This is a genomic window from Streptomyces sp. NPDC050548, assembly GCF_044457385.1.
Lineage (GTDB): Bacteria > Actinomycetota > Actinomycetes > Streptomycetales > Streptomycetaceae > Streptomyces.
In genome coordinates this window covers 230,893-254,667 of record NZ_JBITGV010000014.1, presented here as the reverse complement: position 1 = coordinate 254,667, position 23,775 = coordinate 230,893, and the positions used below count along the sequence as shown (strand labels likewise).

The window sequence follows — 23,775 nt, the reverse complement described above, 5'->3', positions numbered from 1 at the left end:
TCAGCACTCTGTTGAGCACTCGAACGAGCACCTCCGTATTCAGTTGCCGAATGCGGAACGGACCGGTCGGGAGGCGGATCCCCGAGAGTCCCGGCAGTCTGGAATGACTCGAAAAAATGCACGTTCTTACGGGGGTAGGCTCGACAACGGCCGGTGGGCGCCGCGTGCACCGGCATTCGACATGCGTGACATGTGGAGAGGAGCCCTGACCCAGGGTGAGCACCAAGCCGACCACAACAGACCTCGACTGGACCGAGTTGGACCAGCGCGCGGTGGACACCGCGCGCGTCCTGGCAGCCGATGCCGTACAGAAGGTCGGTAACGGCCATCCCGGTACGGCGATGAGCCTGGCCCCGGCCGCGTACACCCTCTTCCAGAAGGTGATGCGCCACGACCCCGCCGACGCCGACTGGGTAGGGCGCGACCGGTTCGTCCTGTCCGCCGGTCACTCGTCCCTGACCCTCTACACGCAGCTCTACCTGGCCGGTTTCGGCCTGGAGCTGGCCGACCTCGAAGCGTTCCGCACCTGGGGCTCCAAGACTCCGGGGCACCCCGAGTACGGGCACACCACCGGTGTGGAGACGACGACCGGCCCGCTGGGCCAGGGTGTCGCCAACGCCGTGGGCATGGCGATGGCCGCCCGCTACGAGCGCGGCCTGTTCGACCCGGACGCCCCGCAGGGCGAGTCGCCGTTCGACCACTTCATCTACGCAATCGCCGGTGACGGCTGTCTCCAGGAGGGCATCTCAGGCGAGGCGTCCTCGCTCGCCGGCCACCAGGAGCTCGGCAACCTGATCCTCCTGTGGGACGACAACCACATCTCCATTGAGGGCGACACGGAGACGGCTGTCTCCGAGGACACCGTCAAGCGCTACGAGGCCTACGGCTGGCACGTCCAGCGCGTGGCCCCGAAGCCGGACGGCGACCTGGACCCGCACGCCATCTACAACGCCATCGAGGCCGCGAAGAAGGTGACGAACAAGCCGTCGTTCATCGCGATGCGCTCGATCATCGCCTGGCCCGCGCCGAACGCGCAGAACACCGAGGCCGCGCACGGCTCGGCGCTCGGCGCCGACGAGGTCGCGGCCACCAAGCGCGTTCTCGGCTTCGACCCGGAGAAGTCCTTCGACGTCTCCGACGACGTCCTCAAGCACACCCGTCAGGCGCTGGAGCGGGGCCGCGAGGCGAAGGCCGCGTGGGAGCCGTCGTACCAGGAGTGGCGCGCCAACAACCCGGAGCGCGCCGCCGAGTACGACCGCATCGCCGCGGGCGAGCTGCCGGCCGGCTGGGAGAACGCCCTTCCGGTGTTCGAGGCGGGCAAGGGTGTCGCCACCCGTGCCGCGTCCGGCAAGGTCCTCCAGGCGCTCGGCGCGGTCATCCCGGAGCTGTGGGGCGGCTCGGCCGACCTCGCGGGCTCCAACAACACGACGATCGACAAGACCTCGTCGTTCCTCCCGGCGGACAACCCGCTGCCGGAGGCGAACCCGTACGGCCGCACGATCCACTTCGGTATCCGCGAGCACTCCATGGCCGCGGAGATGAACGGCATCACGCTGCACGGCAACACCCGTGTCTACGGCGGTACGTTCCTCGTCTTCTCCGACTACATGCGCAACGCGGTCCGTCTCTCCGCGCTGATGCACGTGCCGGTGACGTACGTGTGGACGCACGACTCCATCGGCCTCGGCGAGGACGGCCCGACCCACCAGCCGGTCGAGCACCTGGCCTCGCTGCGCGCCATCCCGGGCCTGAACGTGATCCGCCCGGCCGACGCCAACGAGACGGCGATCGCCTGGCGCGAGGTCCTGCGCCGCTACACCAAGGTCTACGGCAAGGGCGCCCCGCACGGCTTCGCGCTGACGCGTCAGGGTGTGCCGACGTACGAGGCCAACGAGGACACCGCCAAGGGTGGTTACGTCCTGTTCGAGGCGTCCACGGGTACGCCCGAGGTGATCCTCATCGGTACCGGTTCCGAGGTGCACCTGGCCGTCGAGGCGCGCGAGCAGCTGGAGGCCTCCGGGGTGCCGACGCGGGTCGTGTCCATGCCGTGCGTGGAGTGGTTCGACGCGCAGGACAAGGAGTACCGCGACAGCGTGCTGCCGCCGTCGGTCAAGGCGCGGGTCGCGGTCGAGGCCGGGATCGGTCTGACCTGGTACCGGTTCGTCGGGGACGCCGGTCGCATCGTTTCCCTGGAGCACTTCGGGGCTTCCGCCGACGGCAAGGTGCTCTTCCAGGAGTTCGGCTTCACTGCCGAGAACGTGGCCGCCAAGGCCCGGGAATCCCTCGCCGCCGCCCAGAGCTGACGCTGACAAACGACACGTAGGAGATGCATTTTCCATGACAGACGCACTCAAGCGCCTTTCTGAAGAAGGCGTCGCGATCTGGCTGGACGACCTGTCGCGCAAGCGGATCACGTCCGGCAACCTCGCCGAACTGATCGACCAGCAGCACGTCGTGGGCGTCACCACCAACCCGTCGATCTTCCAGAAGGCCATCTCGTCGGGCGACGGTTACGAGCAGCAGCTCACCGACCTCGCCGCCCGCAAGGTGACCGTCGAGGAAGCCATCCGCATGATCACGACGGCGGACGTCCGTGACGCCGCCGACATCCTGCGCCCGGTCTACGACGCGAGCGGCGGCCAGGACGGCCGGGTCTCCATCGAGGTCGACCCGCGCCTGGCGCACAACACGGCGGCGACGATCGCCGAGGCCAAGCAGCTCGCGTGGCTGGTGGACCGTCCCAACACCCTGATCAAGATCCCGGCCACCCGGGCGGGTCTCCCGGCGATCACCGAGGTCATCGGCCTCGGGATCAGTGTCAACGTCACGCTGATCTTCTCGCTGGCGCGCTACCGCGAGGTCATGGACGCGTTCATCGCGGGCCTGGAGAAGGCCAAGGAGCGCGGCCTGGACCTCTCCAAGATCCACTCCGTGGCGTCCTTCTTCGTGTCCCGCGTGGACACCGAGATCGACAAGCGGATCGACGCGCTGGGCACCGACGAGGCCAAGGCCGCCCGCGGCAAGGCCGGTCTCGCCAACGCGCGGCTCGCCTACGAGGCGTACGAGGAGGTCTTCGCCACGCCGCGCTGGGCCGCCCTCGACAAGGCGCAGGCCAACAAGCAGCGTCCGCTGTGGGCCTCGACCGGCGTCAAGGACAAGGCGTACAAGGACACGCTGTACGTGGACGACCTGGTGGCGCCGAACACGGTGAACACCATGCCGGAAGCCACCCTTGAGGCCACCGACGACCACGGCCAGATCACCGGCAACACCATCTCCGGCACGTACGAGCAGTCCCGCGCCGAGATCGCCGCCGTGGAAGCGCTCGGCATCTCCTACGACGAGGTCGTGCAGCTGCTGGAGGACGAGGGCGTCGAGAAGTTCGAGGCATCCTGGACCGACCTGCTCAAGTCGACCGAGGCGGAGCTTGCGCGCCTCGCCCCCTCGGAGGGCTGAGACCTTGGCTCCTCATTCCGGTTCCGGGGCGAATCCGCTTCGTGACCCCGCCGACCGACGGCTCCCGCGTATCGCGGGGCCGTCGGGCCTGGTCATCTTCGGCGTCACAGGCGATTTGTCACGCAAAAAGCTGATGCCCGCCGTGTACGACCTCGCCAACCGGGGTCTGCTGCCGCCGGGCTTCTCGCTCGTCGGCTTCGCCCGGCGCGAGTGGGCCCACGAGGACTTCGCGCAGGAGGTCCACGACGCGGTCAAGGAGCACGCCCGTACGCCGTTCCGTGAGGAGGTCTGGCAGCAGCTCGTCCAGGGGATGCGCTTCGTCCAGGGCACCTTCGACGACGACGACGCGTTCGAGCGGCTGCGCGACACGATCGACGAACTGGACAAGGCACAGGGCACGGGCGGCAACTTCGCCTTCTATCTGTCGGTGCCGCCGCGCTCCTTCCCGGTCGTCATCCAGCAGCTGAAGAAGCACGGGCTGGCCGACCAGGACAAGGGTTCCTGGCGCCGCGCGGTCATCGAGAAGCCCTTCGGCCACGACCTCAAGTCGGCCGAGGACCTCAACAGGGTCGTACACGAGGTGTTCGCCGCCGACCAGGTCTTCCGCATCGACCACTACCTCGGCAAGGAGACCGTCCAGAACATCCTGGCGCTCCGCTTCGCCAACACGATGTTCGAGCCGATCTGGAACCGGTCCTTCGTGGACCACGTGCAGATCACGATGGCCGAGGACATCGGCATCGGCGGCCGGGCCGGCTACTACGACGGCATCGGCGCCGCCCGTGACGTCATCCAGAACCACCTGCTCCAGCTGATGGCGCTGACCGCGATGGAGGAGCCCTCCTCCTTCTCCGCCGACGCGCTGGCCGCCGAGAAGGAGAAGGTGCTCGGCGCGGTACGGCTGCCGAAGGACCTGGGCAAGAACACGGTCCGCGGGCAGTACGCCGAGGGCTGGCAGGGCGGCGAGAAGGCCGTCGGCTACCTCCAGGAAGACGGTATCGACCCGCAGTCGAAGACCGACACCTACGCGGCCATCAAGGTCGAGGTCGACAACCGCCGCTGGGCGGGCGTCCCCTTCTACCTGCGCACCGGCAAGCGCCTGGGCCGCCGCGTCACCGAGATCGCGGTCGTCTTCCAGCGCGCCCCGCACTCCCCCTTCGACCAGACGGCGACGGAGGAGCTGGGCCAGAACGCGATCGTCTTCCGCGTCCAGCCCGACGAGGGCGTCACGGTCCGCTTCGGCTCCAAGGTGCCCGGCACCTCGATGGAGATCCGGGACGTCTCCATGGACTTCGCCTACGGCGAGTCGTTCACGGAGTCCAGCCCCGAGGCGTACGAGCGGCTGATCCTCGACGTCCTCCTGGGCGACTCGAACCTCTTCCCGCGCACCGAGGAGGTCGAGCTGTCCTGGAAGATCCTCGACCCGATCGAGCGGTACTGGGACAAGCACGGCAAGCCCGCGCAGTACCAGTCCGGCACCTGGGGTCCGGTCGAGGCGGACGAAATGCTCGCACGAGAGGGACGGAGCTGGCGCCGGCCATGAAGATAGACCTCACCGACACCACAGCCAGCAAGATCAACAAGGGGCTGGTGAAAGCCCGCCGCGCCATCGGCACCCCGGCCGTCGGCGTGGTGCTCACCCTCGTCGTCGTCACGGACGAGGAGAACGCCTACGACGCCCTGAAGGCCGCCAGCGACGCGTCGCACGAGCACCCCTCCCGCAAGCTCGTCGTCATCAAGCGCGTCTCACGCTCGCCCCGGGACCGCACCCAGTCCCGCCTCGACGCCGAGGTACGGGTGGGCGCGGACGCGGGCAGCGGCGAGACGGTCGTCCTGCGGCTGTACGGCGAGGTCTCCGACCACGCCCAGTCCGTGGTGCTGCCGTTGCTGCTGCCGGACGCGCCGGTGGTCGTCTGGTGGTCGGTGGACGCGCCGCGCGACCCGTCGGCCGACCCGCTCGGCGCCCTCAGCCAGCGCCGGGTCACCGACAGCTACGCGGCGGAGAAGCCCGTCGACGAGCTGCGGTCCCGCGCCGAGAGCTACCAGCCGGGCGACACCGACCTGGCCTGGGCCCGGATCACGCCGTGGCGTTCGATGCTGGCCGCCGCGCTCGACCAGGTCTCCACGGAGATCGTCTCCGTCGAGGTGGCGGGCGAGGAGTCCAACCCGAGCGTCGAACTGCTCGCGATGTGGCTCGCCGACCGCCTCCACGTGCATGTCCGGCGGGCGGTCTCGGCCGGTCCCGGTCTGACCCAGGTGCGCCTGGAGACGACCGGCGGTCCCATCACGCTGCACCGGTCGGACGGCGCGATGGCCACTCTGGCACTGCCCGGCCAGCCGGACCGCGCGGTGGCGCTCAAGCGCCGCGAGACGTCCGAACTCCTCGCGGAGGAGCTGCGCCGGCTCGACCCGGACGACACGTACGCGTCCGCGCTGCGCTTCGGCGTGGACCGGCTGGGCGGTATCCAGTCGGCGGCGGAGCGGGCGGAAGCGGCGGCCGACCAGCCGGTACCGGCACTGCCGGTCCGCGCGGTACCGGAGGCGACGCCCGCATCGGCTCCGAAGACGGCATCGGCTGCCACGTCGGCTCCGGCATCGGCCCCCGCTTCGGCTTCCGGTTCGGCGGGCGAGGGTGACGCCGACCGGCCGACCCCCGCGAAGATGCCCCCGGTCAAGAAGCAAGAAGGCTGATCCGCAGTGAGTACTCCCCAGCTCGTCGTCCACCGCGACAAGGAACTGATGGCCCAGGCCGCCGCGGCCCGGCTGATCACGAAGATCGTGGACGCGCAGGCCTCGCGCGGCTACGCCTCGATCGTGCTCACCGGCGGTCGCAACGGCAACGGTCTGCTGGCGGCCCTGGCGGGACAGCCCGCCCGGGACGCCATCGACTGGGGCCGCCTCGACCTGTGGTGGGGCGACGAGCGGTTCCTGCCCGAGGGCGACCCGGAACGCAATGTCACCCAGGCCCGCGAGGCACTGCTCGACGCGGTGCCCCTGGACCCGAAGCGCGTGCACGCCATGCCCGCGTCCGACGGTCTCTACGGCACCGACGTGGACGCGGCGGCGGCCGGTTACGCCGAGGAACTCGCCCGGTCCGCCGGTCCCGAGAACCACGGCTCCGTGCCGACCTTCGACGTGCTGATGCTGGGCGTCGGCCCGGACACCCATGTGGCGTCACTCTTCCCGGAGTTGCCCGCCGTACGGGAGACCGAGCGCACGGTCGTCGGCGTCCACGGCGCGCCCAAGCCGCCGCCGACCCGGGTCACCCTGACCCTGCCGGCGATCCGCTCCGCCCGTGAGGTGTGGCTGCTCGCGGCGGGCGCGGACAAGGCGGAGGCCGCGGCGATCGCGCTGTCCGGCGCGGGCGAGATCCAGGCACCGGCCGCCGGTGCCCAGGGCCGCTCCCGCACCCTGTGGCTGCTGGACGCGGCGGCGGCCTCACAGCTGCCCCGCGCCCTGTATCCGCCGGCTTCGGCCTGACGCCTGAACACCACCGGCAACCTGCCGAAGAGCCCGTACGATGTCACGTCTGCCGTACGGGCTCTTCGCTGCCTCAACGCCCGCGCAGCTCGCGGTACTTGGCGACCAGGGCCGTCGTCGACGCGTCCAGCCCGGGTACGTCGGCGCCTTCGGTGAGGGCGGGTTCGACGCGCTTGGCGAGGACCTTGCCCAGCTCGACGCCCCACTGGTCGAAGGAGTCGATGTTCCAGACCGCGCCCTGCACGAACACCTTGTGCTCGTAGAGCGCGATGAGCTGGCCGAGCACCGACGGGGTCAGCTCACGGGCCAGGATCGTGGTCGTGGGGTGGTTGCCCTTGAACGTCTTGTGCGGCACGAGTTCTTCGGGGACCCCCTCCGCGCGCACCTCGTCGGGTGTCTTGCCGAACGCCAACGCCTGTGTCTGCGCGAAGAAGTTGGCCATCAGCAGGTCGTGCTGCGCCTTGAGCCCCTCGCTCAGCTCCGCCACCGGCTCGGCGAAGCCGATGAAGTCCGCCGGGATCAACTTCGTGCCCTGGTGGATGAGTTGGTAGTAGGCGTGCTGCCCGTTCGTACCCGGCGTGCCCCACACCACCGGGCCCGTCTGCCAGTCGACCTCCTGGCCGTCCCGGCCCACGTACTTGCCGTTGGACTCCATGTCCAGCTGCTGCAAGTAGGCCGTGAACTTGGAGAGGTAGTGCGAGTACGGCAGCACGGCGTGCGACTGGGCGTCGTGGAAGTTGCCGTACCAGACGCCCAACAGGCCGAGCAGCAAAGGCACGTTGGACACGGCGGGCGCGGTGCGGAAGTGCTCGTCGACGAGGTGGAAACCGTCCAGCATCTCCCGGAAGCGGTCCGGGCCGATGGCGATCATCAGGGAGAGCCCGATGGCGGAGTCGTAGGAGTAGCGTCCGCCGACCCAGTCCCAGAACTCGAACATGTTGTCCGTGTCGATGCCGAAGTCCGACACCTTCCCGGCGTTCGTCGACAGCGCCACGAAGTGCTTGGCGACGGCGTCCTGACCGGCCTTCAGCTCGGTGAGCAGCCAGTCGCGGGCGGAGGTCGCGTTGGTGATCGTCTCGATCGTGGTGAAGGTCTTCGACGCGATGATGAACAGAGTCTCGGCCGGGTCGAGGTCGCGGGTCGCCTCGTGCAGGTCGGCGCCGTCCACGTTCGACACGAAGCGGACCGTCAGATCGCGGTCGGTGAAGCTGCGCAGCACCTCGTAGGCCATCGCCGGGCCGAGGTCGGAGCCGCCGATGCCGATGTTGACGATGTTCTTGATGCGCTTGCCGGTGTGGCCGGTCCACTCGCCGGAGCGGACGCGGTCGGCGAAGCCGGCCATCTTGTCGAGGACCGCGTGCACCTGCGGCACGACGTTCTCGCCGTCGACCTCGATCACGGCGTCGCGCGGGGCGCGCAGCGCGGTGTGCAGGACCGCGCGGTCCTCCGTCACGTTGATCTTCTCGCCGCGGAACATGGCGTCCCGGAGCCCGAACACGTCCGTGGCGGCGGCCAGCGTATGCAGCAGCCGCAGGGTCTCGTCGGTGACGAGGTGCTTCGAGTAGTCGAGGTGCAGGTCACCGACCCGGAGCGTGTAGCCGGTGCCGCGTCCGGGATCGGCGGCGAACAGCTCCCGCAGCTGCACCTCGCCGAGCTCCTCGCGGTGCTTGGCCAACGCGGTCCACTCGGGCGTCTGGTTGAGCCTGGTACGGCCGTCTGCGTTCATTGCGACTTCAGCCTTCTTTCCTACCGACCTGGGGGCCGGTTCCAACCTAATTGATCAGCCCGTGGCGCGAGCGGTCGTCCCGTTGTCCTGCTGGGCAACAACAGGTACGTCCGGCTTGACCGCGGGTATCAACGAGGCGACGGCGAGCCCGAAGAGGGCTGCCGCGAGCAGGGCGGGTGCGTTCAGCCCGAAGCTCCCGGCCACGACTCCGCCGAGCAGCGCGCCGAGCGGGGCTCCCGACGTCGAGGACGTGCGGAACGCGGAGGCGATGCGGCCGACCATGGCGGCGGGGCTGCGCTGTTGCATCAGGGTGACCTGGTTGACGTTCCACACCATGTTCATCGCGCCGAGCAGCAGCATGCCCAGGACCAGGGCGCCCAAGTGCCGGACGGTGCCGATGAGCAGCAGCGACGACGTCTGTACGCTCCCGGCCACCAGCAGCGCCCGGACCCGGCCGGTGCGGCGCGCGATCCGCTGGGCGACGAAGCCGCCGCAGAAGCTGCCGGCCGCGTACGCCGTCATCGCCGCCGCGTATCCGGCGTTGCCCGCGTCCAGCCAGCGCGTCACATGGAGGACGAGTGTGGCGATCAGGGCGCCCATGCCGATGTTGCACAGCAGGGTGGCCACGCAGACGGCGCGCAGGCCCCGGTCGCCCCACAGCGCGCGCAGACCCTCCCCTATCTCCGTCCTGAGGGTGCTGCCGGCCGGGCGCGGCTCCCGCTCGGGCGGCCTGGTGCGCAGGGAGGCCACCAGGGCGGCGGCCAGGAGGTAGGTGCTCGCATCGGCGGCGAACGGCATGAAGGCCCCGGCCGTCAGCAGCAGCGGCACGAGCGGGCCGGCCAGCAGACCGCCCGCGAGCTGCTGGCCGGTCATCAGCCGGGCGTTGGCGCTGCCCAGCGCCTCACGGGCCACCAGGGACGGCAGGAGAGCCGTGGACGCGTTGTCGAAGAGGGTCTGGAGCGTGGTCAGGCAGAAGGCGAGGGCGAGCAGCAGCGGGATCGAGGCGTGGCCGAGTCCGACGGCGAGCGCGAAGGAGGCGACGAGCAGCCCCCGTAACGAGTCCACCGCCCACATCGCGCGCCGCTGGTCGACCCGGTCCGCGACGGCCCCGCCGAGCAGTCCGAAGAGCAGCCAGGGGAGGTATCCACAGGCGGTGACGGAGGCGATGACGAGCGGGTCGTCGGTGAGCCGCACGGCGAGCAGGGGCAGCGCGGCCGTACGCAGCGCGTCCCCGAACCGGGAGATCACGGCGGCGCTCCACAGCCGCCCGAACCCCCCACGCCACGCGGGCACATGACTGCCCGTCACCTCGACCGTCGTCACCACTCCCCCTCACGGTTCGCCGATGCACAAACCGTAGAGGGTGCCACTGACAATCGGTCCGGGGCGGGTCGGCCGCCGGGGTGCGAAACAGCTCCGGCCAGACACCTTGTGGGCGTCCGGCCGGTTCAACTCCTAGATTTCTCCCCGCAGTTTGGCGAGTGCCTCGGCGAGGATCGCCTCGCCGTCCGCGTCGCTGCGCCGCTCCCGTACATACGCGAGGTGCGTCTTGTAGGGCTCGGTGCGCGGCGGGTCCGGCGGGTTGTCCCGGTCCTGTCCGGCGGGAAAGCCGCAGCGCGGGCAGTCCCAGGTGTCGGGGACCTGCGCGTCGCTGGCGAAGCTGGGCTGCGTCTCGTGCCCGTTGGAGCACCAGAAGGAGATGCGCAGCCGGGGCGCGGACTCGCCACGCTCGGCCTCACCCATCGGCCCCGCCCCGACCCGGCTTCCACGGATCGCGTTGCCACTTGCCACGGTCGTAACTCCCTGCGTGATGGTGCCGCGAAGCGAGTCGGCGTTTCGCTCCGTTGCGAGCGCCTCAGTCTACGTAAGGCCCAACGCGCGTCCAGTGGTTGGAGTTACAGCCCCTACACCTAGACGCAAGCCCCATGATAGGCCGCGCTCAGCTGCGCGTACCGAACATGGGGCCTTACGTACGGAATGTGCGAAGGAACGTGCGGTCAGCTCGTCTTCATCAGCAGGCCGAGCACGACGATGCAGGTGAACCACAGAAGACCGAGCCCCACGGTGATGCGGTCGAGGTTGCGCTCGGCCACCGAAGAACCACCGACGGACGACGACATGCCGCCACCGAACATGTCGGAGAGACCGCCGCCCTTCCCCTTGTGCATCAGCACCAGCAGCATCAGCAGCAGGCTGAAGACGATCAGGGCGATCGAGAACCCCAAAACCACGGCTGGACCAACTTCCTCGGATTCGGACGGACGACGGGGACACGGCTGTGGAGCCATGTCCCCGCAAGGGTACGACGGATCGTCGCTACGGCCTACTCATGGTCTCACTGGTCGCGGAAGCGCACGATCTTGACGAACTCGTCGGCGTCCAGCGAGGCACCGCCGACCAGGGCACCGTCGACGTCGGGCTTGGCCATGATCTCGGCGACGTTGCCGGACTTGACGGAGCCGCCGTACTGGATGCGGACCTGGTCGGCCAGCTCCTGGGTGTACAGCTCGGCGAGCTTGCCGCGGATGGCCTGGCAGACCTCCTGGGCGTCGTCGGCGCCGCAGACCTTGCCGGTGCCGATGGCCCAGACGGGCTCGTAGGCGATGACGACCGACTCGGCCTGCTCGGCCGGGACGTCCTTGAGGCCGCCCTCGATCTGGGAGAGCGTGTGCGGGACGTGGTTGCCCGCCTCGCGGATCTCCAGTTCCTCGCCGACGCACAGGATCGGGGTGAGGCCGTGCTTGTAGGCGGCCTTGACCTTGGCGTTGACGATCTCGTCGGTCTCGGCGTGGTACTGGCGGCGCTCGGAGTGGCCGACGGCCACGTACGTGCACTTCAGCTTGGCCAGCATCGCTCCGGAGATCTCGCCGGTGTAGGCGCCGGAGTCGTGGGCCGAGATGTCCTGGGCGCCATACTTGATCTTGAGCTTGTCGCCGTCGACCAGGGTCTGCACGGAGCGCAGGTCGGTGAAGGGCGGCAGGACGGCGACCTCGACGGCCTCGTAGTCCTTGTCCGCGAGGGCGAAGGCGAGCTTCTGGACGTGGGCGATGGCCTCAAGGTGGTTGAGGTTCATCTTCCAGTTGCCCGCCATGATCGGCGTGCGCGTGCTCATGTAGGTCAGTCCTCCAGTGCGGCGAGGCCGGGGAGCGTCTTGCCCTCTAGATATTCGAGGGAGGCGCCGCCGCCGGTCGAGATGTGTCCGAATGCCGTCTCGTCGAAGCCCAGGATGCGGACGGCGGCGGCGGAGTCACCACCGCCGACGACGGTGAAGGCCTGGGAGTCGACGAGGGCCTGGGCGACCGCCTTGGTGCCCTCGGCGTAGTCGGGGTGCTCGAAGACGCCCATCGGGCCGTTCCAGAAGATGGTGGCCGCGTCGGCGAGCTTCGAGGCGTACAGGGCACCGGTCTCGGGACCGATGTCGAGACCCATGTGGTCGGCGGGGATGGCGTCCGCGGCGACGGTGACGGGGTGGGAGGGGGCCTTCGTCTTCAGGTCCGGGAAGGCGGTCGCGGCCACGACGTCGACGGGGACGACGAGTTCGACGCCGTTCTTCGCGGCGCGCTCGACGTACTCGGTGACGGCGGGCAGCTGGTCGTCCTGGACCAGGGAGGCGCCGATCTCGTAGCCCTGGGCCTTGAGGAAGGTGAAGGCCATGCCTCCGCCGATGAGCAGCCGGTCGGCCTTGCCGAGGAGCTGGTCGATGACGGCGAGCTTGTCGGAGACCTTGGAGCCGCCGAGGGCGACGACGTAGGGCCGCTTGACGTCCTCGGTGAGCTTCTTCAGGACGCCGACCTCGGTGGCGATGAGGTAGCCGGCGTAGTGCGGCAGGCGGGCCGGGAGGTCGTACACGGAGGCGTGCTTGCGGTGCACGGCGCCGAAACCGTCTCCTACGTAGATGTCGGCCAGGGCGGCGAGCTGGTCGGCGAACTCGCCGCGCTCGGTGTCGTCCTTGGCGGTCTCGCCCGCGTTGAAGCGCAGGTTCTCGATGACCGCGACCTGGCCGGGCTCCAGGCCGCGCACCGCGTCGTGGGCGGCGGGGCCGATCGTGTCCTGGGCGAACGCGACGGGCGCGCCCAGGAGTTCGGCGAGGCGCTCGGCGGGCTGCAGCAGGGAGAAGGCCGGGTCCGGGGCGCCCTTGGGGCGGCCCAGGTGCGAGGCGACGATCACCTTGGCGCCCGCCTCGACGAGGGCCTTGATCGTGGGCAGTACGGCGCGGATGCGGCCGTCGTCGGTGATGAGGCCGTCGGCCAGCGGGACGTTGAGGTCGGCGCGGACGAAGACCCGCTTGCCGTCCACGCCTTCGGCGAGAAGTTCGTCGATCGTCTTCATGAATGGGGCTCCTAGGGAAGGCTCTTCAAGCTCTTCGGGCTCTTCGGATCCGAGAGGGCTGATCGATCACCACGTGGCGCAGGGCCCGGACAGCGCGGCGTGCGCTGCCCGAGCCCTGGCTCACATCGAGTTGCCTGCTCCGGTGGTCAGAGCTGGCCGCCGACGAAGACCGTGAGGTCGACGAGGCGGTTGGAGTAGCCCCACTCGTTGTCGTACCAGCCGAGGATCTTCACCGACGTGCCGTCCTGGACCATGGTCAGGAGGGAGTCGAAGGTGCAGGAGGCCTGGTCGCCGACGATGTCCGAGGAGACGATCGGGTCCTCGGTGTAGGTCAGGTAGCCCTTGAGGTCGCCGTCCTCGGAGGCCTTCTTGAACGCGGCGTTGACCTCGTCCTTGGTGACCTCGCGCTGGAGCTGGACGACCAGGTCGGTGGCCGAGCCGGTCGGGACCGGGACGCGCATCGCGATGCCGTCGAGCTTGCCCTTGAGCTGCGGGAGGACCAGGGCGGTGGCCTTGGCGGCACCGGTGGTGGTCGGGATGATGTTCTCGGCGGCGGCACGCGCGCGGCGCAGGTCCGAGTGCGGGAAGTCCAGGATGCGCTGGTCGTTCGTGTACGCGTGCACCGTGGTCATCAGGCCCTTGACGATGCCGAAGTTCTCGTCGAGAACCTTGGCCATCGGCGCCACACAGTTGGTGGTGCAGGAGGCGTTCGAGATGACGTGGTGCTGGGCCGCGTCGTACTTGTCCTGGTTGACGCCCATCACGATGGTGATGTCCTCGTCCTTGGCCGGAGCCGAGATGAGGACCTTCTTGGCGCCGCCGGCGATGTGCTTCTCGGCGTCGGCCTTCTTCGTGAAGATGCCGGTCGACTCGATGACGATGTCGACGCCCAGTTCGCCCCACGGGATGTCGGCGGGGTTGCGCTCGGACAGGACCTTGATCGTGTGCCCGTCGACGGTGATCGTGTCGGCGGTGTGCGACACCTCGGCGGGCAGACGGCCCAGGATGGTGTCGTACTTGAGCAGGTGAGCGGTGGTCGCGGTGTCACCCAGGTCGTTGACAGCCACGATCTCGATGTCAGCACCCTGCTTCAGCAGCGCGCGGAAGTAGTTACGACCGATGCGGCCAAAGCCGTTGATGCCTACGCGGATCGTCACGAACCGATCTCCTCGTTGGTACGCCGGCTCAGTGCCGGCGAGTTGTATGGGATGTCCCCGACCGCCTACGACCCTACCTCCCTGAGCCCCCCGTGGTGACATCGAGATGCCCCATACACCGCAGGGCGGTCCGTACCCGCCAGTAGGGGTACGGACCGCCCTGGATGTTCATGACATCGTCACACCGCGTCAGCTCTTCAGAGCCGCGAGTGCCTTCTTGAGCAGGGCCGCGCGGTCGGTCGCCGAGGTGACCTGTTCCAGGCCGAAGCCCAGCAGCACGGTGCGGTCGGTGGTGATCGCGCCGTACGTCTGGAACAGGGCTCCCGTGCGCGTCCAGTCCTTCAGGACCGCCGGGCTGCCCGGGGGCGGTCCGGTCACGCTCCAAGCGCCCAGAGAGGTCTCGAAGCCCTCGGTCTGGGTGGCCGTGCCGCCGACGACTAGCGAGGCGTCGTCGGCGAGGACGCCGTGGCCGCCGGAGCCCGGGTCGGTGATGTAGCTGAGCGACACCTCGACGGACTTGCCGGCGTAGGCGCTCAGGTCGAAGTTGACCTGCTGCCAGCCGTTGGAGGCGCCGGTGAAGCTGTTCCACGAACCGGTGGAGCCGGTCGCGGTGCAGCCGGTGGTGGCGAACGTCAGGTAGTGCTTGAGCCACGGGTGTTCGGCGACCAGGAACCCGGCCTCGCACTCCGAGGGCAGCGCGGTGCTGGTGGCGCCGCCCGCCTCCGGGAGCGTGGTCCAGTCGTCGGCGCCGGTGGTGTGGATCTCGACGACGGCGTGGTCGTAGCCGGGCTCGGTGTCCCACAGCAACTCGCTGCGCAGCGTGGGCTTGTCGGCCGCGCTCACCCCGGTGAGGTCGATGGTGCGGGTGAGGCGCTTGTAGGCGTCGTCGGTGTGGACGGCGGCGGCCATGTAGGAGCCCGCGTAGGGCCCGTACGGGTTGACGGTCCCGGCGAACTGGCCCGCGCCGGCGCTCGCGAACTGCGGGTAGGTGGCCGGGGACAGCGAGTCGGAGGTGACGCTGTAACTGCCCGCCCGGTCCAGCGGGTTGCCGGGCGCGCCGCTGAGGGCGCCCGCGAAGCCGGCCAGCTTGCCGGAGCCGTTGAAGCCGGTGGCCCCGGGGAGGGACGTACGGGAGTAGGCGCCCAGGTAGTACTGGCTGAAGTCGTTCGAGGGCGTGCCGTCGGCGAGGGCGACGGAGCCGCCGGCCTGTTCGCCGGCCTCGATCAGCTTGCCGCCCTCGTTGAGGAAGGCGCGCAGCTGGAGCTGGGTGTCGTTGCCGGGGCCCGTGGGACCGGAGTAGTGGACAACCGTCTTGAAGTGGTCGAGCACGGCGAGCGCGTCGGGCGCGCCCTGCGTGGCGACGTCCCAGACGACCGCCTTGCGGCCGTTGGCCTTCAGCGCGTCGACGTAGGCCTGTGTCTGGGTGGCGGCGGCGCCCTCCTCGGCGACCACGAGGGTGTCGGCGGCGGGCCGTTGGGCGACCGTGTACGTGAAGTGGGCGCTGGAGGTGGGCTTCCCGGCCTTCGTCCTGCCGGTGAACCACACCTCGACCTTGTCGCCCGGGTCGCCGCCCTTGACCTTGGCCCGGTACTCGTCGAAGTACAGGTTGTCGTCCCCGCCGTAGGTCTGGCCGCCCTTCCAGGGCTTGAGCGCCGCGTCCTGCGTACGGCCGCCGTCGACGCGGTACTTGAGCTCCTTGTGGCGCACGGACTTCCGTACGACGACGGAGACCGTCTGGTCGGCGCCGCGCGCGTACGACGTCGGGAAGCCGGCCGGGGTGAAGTCGGCGGCGGTCAGGCCGACCGACGAGGTCGGCTGGTCGGGGTGGACGGCGGTCTCGGCGACGGAGAGCGCGAAGGGGATGTTCTTCGCGAACTCGTCCTGGATCAGCTTCTCGTCGTCGGGGAAGTTGAAGACGGACTGGCAGTCGGCCGCGTTCCAGGCGTCGTTGGGGTCGATGTTCGACGCGGTCTGGCAGGTCGACATCTCGGGGGTGAACATCGACATGCCGTTGACGTTCGACGCGTGGCCGTCCGCCTCGCCGTTGGTCGTGTACAGCTCCGAGGAGACCTGCGAGTGGTAGCCGGGGATCGCCGGGTTGTCGGGCGTACCCGCGAGCGCCTTGTAGAGCACGTCGTCCGGGGTGGGCGTCGCGACCTGCCAGCCGACTCCGTAGAGGAGGAGTTCGGCGGCGGAGTGGTAGTTGACGCCGTAGCTGAAGCCGATCCGCTTCTCGAAGTTGTCGAGTGCCTGCGTCTCGGGCTCGGAGGCGGGGGCCGTGCCGCGGTAGGTCTCACTCGTGGGGTTCGGGGACGAACCCTCGTCGTCGTAGCCCCACTTGTAGGCGAAGTTGCGGTTGAGGTCGACGCCGTCGCCGGTGGAGATGGTGCCGTCGCCGTTGACGTCCCGCAGGTTCTTGCGCCACAGGCGGGAGTTGGTGTCCTTGAAGGTGTAGTCGTAGCCGTCCGGGTTGGCGGAGAGCACGAACCACAGTTCCGTGGAGTCGACGATCTTCTTGACGCGCTTGTCGGTCTTGTAGTTGTCCAGGTAGTAGTGCATCAGCCGGCGGGTCATCTCCGGCGTGATCCACTCGCGCGCGTGCTGGTTGGACACGTACAGCACGGAGGGCTTGGAGCCGTCCTTGGTCTTCTTCGCGTTCTTGGTCAGTTTGAGCGCGAGGATGTCCTGGCCGTTGATCGTCTTGCCGATGGACTCGACCTTGGTGAGACCGGGGTTGGCCTGCCCGGTCCTGACGATCTCCTCCTTGAGGCCGCCGCTTCCGCTGTACGGCCGGAACACGCCCTGCGCCGCGTCCTCGACGCGGGTCTCGGCCTTCGCCGAGAGGGTGTGCTCGGTGAGGTCGACGCCCTGCTTCTCCAGCTTCTGGGCCTGCTGGTCGGTGAGGTAGACCTCGACGGCGGTCTTGCCGGCGGCCGAGAACTTGTTGTCGCCGAGTTCGTGCGCGTCCTGTCCGGCCTTCAGGAGCAGGGGTATCTGCTTCTGGGTGACGTCGGCGTGGAAGACCTTGACCTCGTCGGGGTCGGCCTTCGTGGAACTACCGCCCTGCGCCTGGGCGATCGGCGCGATGCTCGCCCCGGCGATCAGGAGTGCACCGACAGCGAGGATCGATCTCGCTCTGTGTCTCATGAATCCCCCTAGCAACTGTCCGCCACAACAGCGAACTGTTGCCAGGCTCATGACACTTCATGATCGAGTCAAGGGGGCGCATCGGGACGGTCAAGCGCCGATGCGGCTGTCCAAGGGGACAGCCGCATCGGCGCGTTGAGTGATCGTCAGGCGACAGGGGGCATCAGCCGACCATGTTGTCGGCCATCTCCTCGGTGATGCTGGACTCCGTGCCCGGGATGCCGAGGTCCTGGGCCCGCTTGTCGGCCATCGCCAGCAGCCGGCGGATACGGCCCGCCACGGCGTCCTTCGTCAGCGGCGGGTCGGCCAGCGCGCCCAGCTCCTCCAGGGAGGCCTGCTTGTGGTCCATGCGGAGGCGACCCGCGGCGGCGAGGTGCTCGGGGACCTCGTCGGCGAGGATCTCCAGCGCGCGCTGCACCCGGGCGCCGGCGGCGACGGCCGCGCGGGCCGAACGGCGCAGGTTGGCGTCGTCGAAGTTGGCGAGACGGTTCGCCGTGGCGCGCACCTCGCGGCGCATCCGGCGCTCCTCCCAGGCCAGCACCGACTCGTGCGCGCCGAGCCGGGTGAGCAGGGCGCCGATCGCGTCGCCGTCACGGACGACCACCCGGTCCACGCCCCGCACCTCGCGCGCCTTCGCCGCGATCGACAGCCTGCGGGCGGCGCCGACCAGCGCGAGCGCGGCCTCGGGACCCGGGCAGGTCACCTCCAGGGAGGAGGACCGGCCGGGCTCGGTCAGCGAGCCGTGCGCCAGGAACGCGCCTCTCCAGGCCGCCTCGGCGTCACAGGTCGCCCCAGAGACCACCTGCGGCGGCAGACCCCGGATGGGGCGTCCGCGGCCGTCCACGAGGCCCGTCTGCCGGGCCAGCTGATCGCCGCCCGCGACCACCCGGACAACGTAACGGGAGCCGCGGCGCAGTCCGCCGGGTGCCATCACGATCAGCTCGGAACTGTGGCCGAAGATCTCCAGGATGTCCCGCTTGAGCCGGCGCGCCGCCATCGCGGTGTCCAGCTCCGCCTCGATCACGATGCGCCCGCTCACCAGGTGGAGGCCTCCGGCGAACCGCAGAATGGCGGAGACCTCCGCCTTCCTGCAGCAGGTACGGGTGACGGGGAGCCGGGAGATCTCATCCTTCACCGCTGCCGTCATCGCCATGGGCCGATCCTTCCATGCATCCGAAAAATACGGTCGTACGCGGCGGCCAACAGCTCCGGGTCGTGCCTTGGAGTTCCGTCCGGCCGGGCCACCGGCGCCAGCTCGACCGCGGCGCCGAGCCGCTTGGCGGCTTCGGTGAGCGACGCGCGATCGGGCACGGCGGCCTCGTCGGCCAGCACCACGTCCAGGGCGAGTTTAGGGGCGTGTCGTCCCAAAACCTCCAAATGACGCTGCGGGGAGAAGCCATCGGTTTCTCCGGGCTGCGGAGCGAGGTTCAGGGAGAGTACCCGGCGGGCCTTCGTCTCGGTGAGCGCATCGAGCAGTTCCGGCACCAGCAGGTGCGGGATCACCGACGAGAACCAGGAGCCGGGACCGAGCACCACCCAGTCCGCGTCGAGCACGGCGGCGACGGCTTCGGGCACGGCCGGCGGGTCGTGCGGCACCACGTGCACGGACTGCACCTCGCCGGGCGTCAGCGCCACGGTCGCCTGTCCCCGCACCGTGTCGATGTCGTCGGGCCGCTCCGGATCGTGCCCCTTGACCAGGGCCTGGAGCTCCAGCGGTACGGCGGACATGGGCAGCACGCGCCCGTGCGCGCCGAGCAGCTTGCCGACCAGGTCGAGGGCCTGGACGTGGTCGCCGAGCTGCTCCCACAGGGCGACGATCAGCAGATTGCCGACCGCGTGCTCGTGCAGGTCGCCCTTGGACTGGAAGCGGTGCTGGATGACCCGGGCCCAGGTCTGGCCCCAGTCGTCGTCGCCGCACAGCGCGGCCAGCGCCTTGCGCAGGTCGCCCGGGGGCAGCACGCCCAGTTCGTCGCGCAGGCGTCCGCTGGAGCCGCCGTCGTCGGCCACGGTGACGACGGCGGTGAGGTCGCCGGTGATCCGGCGCAGTGCGGTGAGCGAGGCGGACAGGCCCATGCCGCCGCCGAGGGCGACCACCTTGGGCTGGGTGCCGCGCCGGCGGGGCTTGCCGCCGCGGGCCTCCACGGGCCTGGTCGTACGTCCCTCGGGCACCGCTCGGCGCAGCCGGCCGAGCCGTGGGCTACGTCCCGTCATTCCCGTCCCATGTCCCGGTGTACGACCACCGTCTCGACGCCCTCGGCCACGAGCCGCGCGGCGAGCTTCTCCGCCGTGGCGACCGAGCGGTGCTTGCCGCCGGTGCAGCCGATCGCGATCGTCACGTACCGCTTGCCCTCACGGCGGTAGCCGGCCGCGATGAGGCGCAGCAGCTCGGCGTACCGGTCGAGGAACTCCTTGGCGCCGGGCTGGTTGAAGACGTACGCCGAGACCTCTTCGTTGAGGCCGTTGAAGGGGCGCAGCTCCGGGATCCAGTGCGGGTTGGGCAGGAAGCGCATGTCGGCGACGAGGTCGGCGTCGACCGGGAGGCCGTACTTGAAGCCGAAGGACATGACGGTGGCCCGCAGTTCGGGCTCCTCCTCGCCGGCGAACTGGGCGTCCATCTTGGCGCGCAGTTCGTGGACGTTGAGGCTGGAGGTGTCGATGACGAGGTCGGCGTCGCCGCGCAGTTCGCGCAGCAGCTCGCGCTCGGCGTCGATGCCGTCGACGATGCGGCCGTCGCCCTGGAGGGGGTGCGGGCGGCGCACGGACTCGAAACGGCGCACCAGGGCGTCGTCGGAGGACTCCAGGAAGACGATCCGCCGGGTGACGTTCTTCGACTCCAGGTCGGCGAGGGACTCGCGGAGGTTGTCGAAGAAGCGCCGGCCGCGTACGTCGACGACGACCGCGATCCGTGCCACGTTGCCCTGGGAACGGGCGCCGAGCTCCACCATGGTGGGGATCAGCGCGGGCGGGAGGTTGTCGACGACGAACCAGCCGAGGTCCTCCAGACACTTGGCGGCCGTGGACCGCCCGGCCCCGGACATGCCGGAGATGATCACCAGCTCGGGGATGGCCGCCTCGGGCACCCCTGGTGTCGTGCTGTCCGTACTCACTTCTGCTCCGTTGTCCTGGGCGCCTTCCGGTGGAGCCTGATCTTCACCCGTTTCCTTGTGGGTCTGATCTCGGTCCGCTGTGGGCCGCTTCTCGTGCTCGCTCATGTCTCCTGCCCCCGTCGCTCGTCCGGGGCGCCCGCGGGTACGGGCTCCCCCGGTGCACCCGTCGTCGTCCCGGGCGCACCGTCTTCCATGTCATCCATGATCTCTCCAGTCGCCGTGTTCACGGCGGGTGCGGCCGGGGCCGCCCGGGCGAGGGCCACCGCGATGGTCTCGGCGGTCTTGCGACCTATGCCGGGAACCTCGCAGATCTGGTCGATTGTCGCGGATCGCAGCTTCTTCACCGAACCGAAGTGCTTGATGAGCGCCTGTTTGCGGGTCTCGCCGAGGCCGGGCACGTCGTCCAGGGGGCTCGCCCGGAACCGCTTGGCCCGCTTGGCGCGCTGGTAGGTGATCGCGAAGCGGTGGGCCTCGTCGCGGACGCGCTGGAGGAGGTAGAGGCCCTCGCTGGCGCGGGGCAGCACCACGGGGTCGTCCTCGTCGGGCAGCCAGACCTCCTCCAGGCGCTTGGCGAGGCCGCACACGGCGATGTCGTCGATGCCCAGTTCGTCTAGGGCCTTCTTGGCCGCGGCGACCTGCGGCTGCCCACCGTCGACCACCACGAGCTGCGGCGGATAGGCGAACCGCTTGGGACGCCCCTCGTCGTCCTTCAGGTCCGTCAGCTCGTCGCCGTCCGCCCACTCCCCCGTCTTCTCCTTCTCGGCGAGATAGCGCCGGAAGCGGCGGGTGATCACCTCGTGCATGGAGCGGACGTCGTCCTGGCCCTCGAAGCCCTTGATCTGGAAGCGGCGGTACTCGCTCTTGCGGGAGAGCCCGTCCTCGAAGACGACCATGGACGCCACGACGTCGTCGCCCTGGAGGTGCGAGATGTCGTAGCACTCGATCCTGAGGGGGGCGCTGTCCAGGTCGAGGGCCTCGGAGATCTCCTCCAGGGCGCGGGAGCGGGTGGTGAGGTCGGAGGCGCGCTTGGTCTTGTGGAGGATCAAGGACTGCTGGGCGTTGCGCGCGACCGTCTCCATGAGGGACTTCTTGTCGCCGCGCTGCGGGATGCGCAGCGACACGTTCGACCCGCGCCGGTCCGTCAGCCACTGCTGGACCGGCTCCACCGGGTCGGGCAGGGCCGGGACGAGGACCTCCTTGGGGACGGAGTCCCCGGTCTCCTCGCCGTAGAGCTGCTGGAGTGCGTGCTCGACGAGGGCCGCGGTGGTGACGTCCTCGACCTTGTCGGTGACCCAGCCGCGCTGGCCGCGCACGCGTCCGCCGCGGACGTGGAAGATCTGGACGGCCGCCTCCAGCTCGTCCTCGGCGACCGCGATCAGGTCGGCGTCGGTGGCGTCGGCGAGGACGACCGCGCTCTTCTCCATGGCCTTGCGCAGGGCCTCGATGTCGTCGCGCAGGCGGGCGGCTCGCTCATACTCCATCTCCTCGGCGGCCTCCGTCATCCGCTGCTCCAGGCGGCGGATGTACGTGCCGGTGCGGCCGGCCATGAAGTCGCTGAATTCCTCGGCCAGTTCGCGGTGTTCTTCCTCGGAGACGCGGCCGACGCAGGGCGCGGAGCACTTGCCGATGTAACCGAGCAGACAGGGGCGGCCGGTGCGGGCGGCGTTCTTGAAGACGCCGGCCGAGCAGGTGCGGACGGGGAACACGCGCAGCAGGAGGTCCACGGTGTCGCGGATCGCCCAGGCGTGTCCGTACGGCCCGAAGTAGCGGACGCCCTTCTTCTTGTGACCGCGCATCACCTGCACGCGCGGGTACTCCTCGTTCATCGTCACCGCGAGGTACGGGTAGCTCTTGTCGTCGCGGTACTTGACGTTGAACCGGGGGTCGAACTCCTTGATCCAGGAGTACTCCAGCTGAAGTGCCTCGACCTCCGTGGACACGACCGTCCACTCCACCGACGCGGCCGTGGTGACCATCGTGCGCGTGCGCGGGTGGAGTCCGGCCAGGTCCTGGAAGTAGTTCGCCAGGCGCTGGCGCAGGCTCTTCGCCTTTCCGACGTAGATCACCCGGCGGTGCTCGTCGCGGAACTTGTAGACCCCGGGCGAGTCCGGGATCTCTCCCGGCCTGGGGCGGTAGCTGGAGGGATCGGCCATGTTTCACACCCTACTGGCGCGGAGTGACAGCGCGGCGGGGCTGTGGACAACGCCGTACGTGCCCGGCGGGACTCGGAGCGGAACTCCTACCGCGACTCCAGAAAGGTGAGAACCGCCAGGACCCGGCGGTGGTCGTCGGCGGCCTCCGGAAGGCGGAGTTTGCCCAGGATGCTGCGGACGTGCTTCTCGACGGTGCCCTCGGTGACCCACAGCCTGCGGCCGATGCCGGCGTTGGAGCGGCCCTCCGCCATCAGCGCCAGGACCTCGCGCTCGCGGTTGCTGAGGACGGACAACGGATCGTCGCGGCGCTGCGCCGAGAACAGCTCGTGCACCAGGGAGGGGTCGACGACCGAGCCGCCCTTGTGGATGCGGTCGAGGGCCTCGATGAAGTCGTCGACGACCGTGACCCGGCTCTTGAGGAGATACCCGATCCGGTGCCCGCCGGCCAGCAGCTCCAGGGCCTCTTCGACCTCGACGTACGCCGAGAGGACGAGAATGCCGGTGCCGGGGTGGCGTTCCCGGATCGTACGGGCCGCCTTGAGGCCCTCGGTGGAGTGGTCCGGGGGCATCCTGATGTCGACGATCGCGAGGTCGGGCCGCTCGGTGTCGACCAGTTCCAGGAGCCGTTCCGCGTCACCGGCCTGGCCGGCCACCTCGTAGCCCAGGCGTTCGCACAGGCTCGCCAGGCCCTCTCTGAGCAGGACGTCGTCGTCCGCGAGAACGACTCTTCCCCGCGCGGTCTGCTGCGATGCGTCCATCGTCTCGGCTCCCCTTGCCCGACCGGTGCCGTGCGCCAGGCACAGCCTGCCGGACCCGGTCGGGTACGGCTAGCGGGTAAGGGAATTGGGGGGTGACCGTGACGACAGGGGGCCGGGTCCGGACGATTCTCGTAGCAGTGCGGACGCGAGCGGACCGGTCGCCCCGGGTGCGGGGCCTCCGGCCGCGGGTCGGAAGGGCTGCGGGAGATGCGGGAGATGCGGCGGACACGGGCGGAGAGACCACGGCGGTCGATCCGTGTCCGCCGGTACGAGGACGACACCCGGTCCCCGAAGGACTTCCTGGACCCCAGGGACCCGGACGTGGTGCGCGCCAAACAGCTGCGCGCGAGTCCCTCGCGGCACTCATAGAGCCGGACGGTCGCCTCTCCGTCCGAGAAGACCGCCCGACGCGTACGCGACGTCACCGAGTCCACGCTCCCCCGGCCTGGACCCCTACCACGT

At 69.7% G+C, this 23,775-nt stretch carries 18 protein-coding genes; 5 read left to right on the top strand and 13 right to left on the bottom strand.

The genetic code is table 11. The features are described from left to right. Positions 1 to 215 precede the first annotated feature (215 nt). Genes tkt through pgl form a run of 5 tightly spaced genes read left to right on the top strand, consistent with a single transcriptional unit; the run spans position 216 to position 6,936 of the window. Positions 216 to 2,303 (top strand): transketolase, encoded by a 2,088-nt coding sequence (gene tkt, locus ACIBJH_RS33615; RefSeq protein WP_399120674.1) that lies wholly within the window; start codon positions 216 to 218, stop codon positions 2,301 to 2,303. Positions 2,304 to 2,337: 34 nt separating this feature from the next. Beyond that, positions 2,338 to 3,456, top strand: coding sequence for a transaldolase (tal, locus tag ACIBJH_RS33610; protein ID WP_399120673.1), 1,119 nt, complete (start codon positions 2,338 to 2,340; stop codon positions 3,454 to 3,456). 4 nt (positions 3,457 to 3,460) lie between these two features. Continuing rightward, positions 3,461 to 4,999 (top strand): glucose-6-phosphate dehydrogenase, encoded by a 1,539-nt coding sequence (gene zwf, locus ACIBJH_RS33605; protein ID WP_399120672.1) that lies wholly within the window; start codon positions 3,461 to 3,463, stop codon positions 4,997 to 4,999. Then, complete coding sequence (gene opcA / locus ACIBJH_RS33600; RefSeq protein ID WP_399120671.1) at positions 4,996 to 6,147, top strand: glucose-6-phosphate dehydrogenase assembly protein OpcA; 1,152 nt, start codon at positions 4,996 to 4,998, stop codon at positions 6,145 to 6,147. Before zwf ends, opcA begins: the two co-directional genes overlap by 4 nt. 6 nt (positions 6,148 to 6,153) lie before the next feature. Next, positions 6,154 to 6,936, top strand: coding sequence for a 6-phosphogluconolactonase (pgl, locus tag ACIBJH_RS33595; RefSeq protein ID WP_399120670.1), 783 nt, complete (start codon positions 6,154 to 6,156; stop codon positions 6,934 to 6,936). A 73-nt stretch (positions 6,937 to 7,009) separates the two neighbouring features. Here the strand turns inward: pgl and pgi are convergent, their stop codons facing one another. From pgi to ACIBJH_RS33530, 13 genes are all read right to left on the bottom strand, one after another. After that, a complete protein-coding gene (gene pgi / locus ACIBJH_RS33590; protein WP_399120669.1) occupies positions 7,010 to 8,662 on the bottom strand; it encodes a glucose-6-phosphate isomerase in 1,653 nt (550 codons plus the stop codon). Positions 8,663 to 8,716: 54 nt separating this feature from the next. After that, entirely contained in the window at positions 8,717 to 9,985 is a 1,269-nt protein-coding gene (locus tag ACIBJH_RS33585) for an MFS transporter (protein ID WP_399120668.1), read from the bottom strand. A 132-nt stretch (positions 9,986 to 10,117) separates the two neighbouring features. Then, positions 10,118 to 10,453, bottom strand: a complete 336-nt coding sequence (locus ACIBJH_RS33580; RefSeq protein ID WP_003957010.1) for an RNA polymerase-binding protein RbpA — start codon at positions 10,451 to 10,453, stop codon at positions 10,118 to 10,120. A gap of 206 nt (positions 10,454 to 10,659) precedes the next feature. Continuing rightward, entirely contained in the window at positions 10,660 to 10,893 is a 234-nt protein-coding gene (secG, locus tag ACIBJH_RS33575) for a preprotein translocase subunit SecG (RefSeq protein WP_200712135.1), read from the bottom strand. A 104-nt stretch (positions 10,894 to 10,997) separates the two neighbouring features. Further along, complete coding sequence (gene tpiA / locus ACIBJH_RS33570; protein ID WP_399120667.1) at positions 10,998 to 11,774, bottom strand: triose-phosphate isomerase; 777 nt, start codon at positions 11,772 to 11,774, stop codon at positions 10,998 to 11,000. A 5-nt stretch (positions 11,775 to 11,779) separates the two neighbouring features. Next, entirely contained in the window at positions 11,780 to 12,991 is a 1,212-nt protein-coding gene (locus ACIBJH_RS33565; RefSeq protein WP_200712137.1) for a phosphoglycerate kinase, read from the bottom strand. 146 nt (positions 12,992 to 13,137) lie between these two features. Then, on the bottom strand, positions 13,138 to 14,148 hold the full coding sequence (gene gap / locus ACIBJH_RS33560) for a type I glyceraldehyde-3-phosphate dehydrogenase (RefSeq protein ID WP_399120666.1): 1,011 nt from the start codon (positions 14,146 to 14,148) through the stop codon (positions 13,138 to 13,140). 189 nt (positions 14,149 to 14,337) lie between these two features. Then, complete coding sequence (locus tag ACIBJH_RS33555) at positions 14,338 to 17,295, bottom strand: M14 family zinc carboxypeptidase (protein ID WP_399120665.1); 2,958 nt, start codon at positions 17,293 to 17,295, stop codon at positions 14,338 to 14,340. Positions 17,296 to 17,458: 163 nt separating this feature from the next. Further along, complete coding sequence (whiA, locus tag ACIBJH_RS33550) at positions 17,459 to 18,448, bottom strand: DNA-binding protein WhiA (protein ID WP_019067568.1); 990 nt, start codon at positions 18,446 to 18,448, stop codon at positions 17,459 to 17,461. Continuing rightward, complete coding sequence (gene yvcK / locus ACIBJH_RS33545) at positions 18,439 to 19,506, bottom strand: uridine diphosphate-N-acetylglucosamine-binding protein YvcK (protein WP_399120664.1); 1,068 nt, start codon at positions 19,504 to 19,506, stop codon at positions 18,439 to 18,441. The genes whiA and yvcK overlap by 10 nt, the downstream gene beginning before the upstream one ends. Next, positions 19,503 to 20,507, bottom strand: a complete 1,005-nt coding sequence (gene rapZ / locus ACIBJH_RS33540) for an RNase adapter RapZ (protein ID WP_399120663.1) — start codon at positions 20,505 to 20,507, stop codon at positions 19,503 to 19,505. The genes yvcK and rapZ overlap by 4 nt, the downstream gene beginning before the upstream one ends. Next, positions 20,504 to 22,555 (bottom strand): excinuclease ABC subunit UvrC, encoded by a 2,052-nt coding sequence (uvrC, locus tag ACIBJH_RS33535; RefSeq protein WP_399120662.1) that lies wholly within the window; start codon positions 22,553 to 22,555, stop codon positions 20,504 to 20,506. The genes rapZ and uvrC overlap by 4 nt, the downstream gene beginning before the upstream one ends. A gap of 86 nt (positions 22,556 to 22,641) precedes the next feature. Next, positions 22,642 to 23,313, bottom strand: a complete 672-nt coding sequence (locus ACIBJH_RS33530) for a response regulator transcription factor (protein ID WP_200712142.1) — start codon at positions 23,311 to 23,313, stop codon at positions 22,642 to 22,644. Positions 23,314 to 23,775 lie beyond the last annotated feature (462 nt).

Bases quoted from the DNA above. Each gene is read 5' to 3' on its own strand.
- tpiA (WP_399120667.1), bottom strand. From the start codon at position 11,774: ATGAGCACGCGCACGCCGATCATGGCGGGCAACTGGAAGATGAACCTC.
- uvrC (WP_399120662.1), bottom strand. From the start codon at position 22,555: ATGGCCGATCCCTCCAGCTACCGCCCCAGGCCGGGAGAGATCCCGGAC.
- pgi (WP_399120669.1), bottom strand. From the start codon at position 8,662: ATGAACGCAGACGGCCGTACCAGGCTCAACCAGACGCCCGAGTGGACC.
- rapZ (WP_399120663.1), bottom strand. From the start codon at position 20,507: ATGAGCGAGCACGAGAAGCGGCCCACAGCGGACCGAGATCAGACCCAC.
- ACIBJH_RS33565 (WP_200712137.1), bottom strand. From the start codon at position 12,991: ATGAAGACGATCGACGAACTTCTCGCCGAAGGCGTGGACGGCAAGCGG.
- ACIBJH_RS33530 (WP_200712142.1), bottom strand. From the start codon at position 23,313: ATGGACGCATCGCAGCAGACCGCGCGGGGAAGAGTCGTTCTCGCGGAC.
- yvcK (WP_399120664.1), bottom strand. From the start codon at position 19,506: ATGACGGGACGTAGCCCACGGCTCGGCCGGCTGCGCCGAGCGGTGCCC.
- opcA (WP_399120671.1), top strand. From the start codon at position 4,996: ATGAAGATAGACCTCACCGACACCACAGCCAGCAAGATCAACAAGGGG.
- tal (WP_399120673.1), top strand. From the start codon at position 2,338: ATGACAGACGCACTCAAGCGCCTTTCTGAAGAAGGCGTCGCGATCTGG.
- whiA (WP_019067568.1), bottom strand. From the start codon at position 18,448: ATGGCGATGACGGCAGCGGTGAAGGATGAGATCTCCCGGCTCCCCGTC.
- ACIBJH_RS33555 (WP_399120665.1), bottom strand. From the start codon at position 17,295: ATGAGACACAGAGCGAGATCGATCCTCGCTGTCGGTGCACTCCTGATC.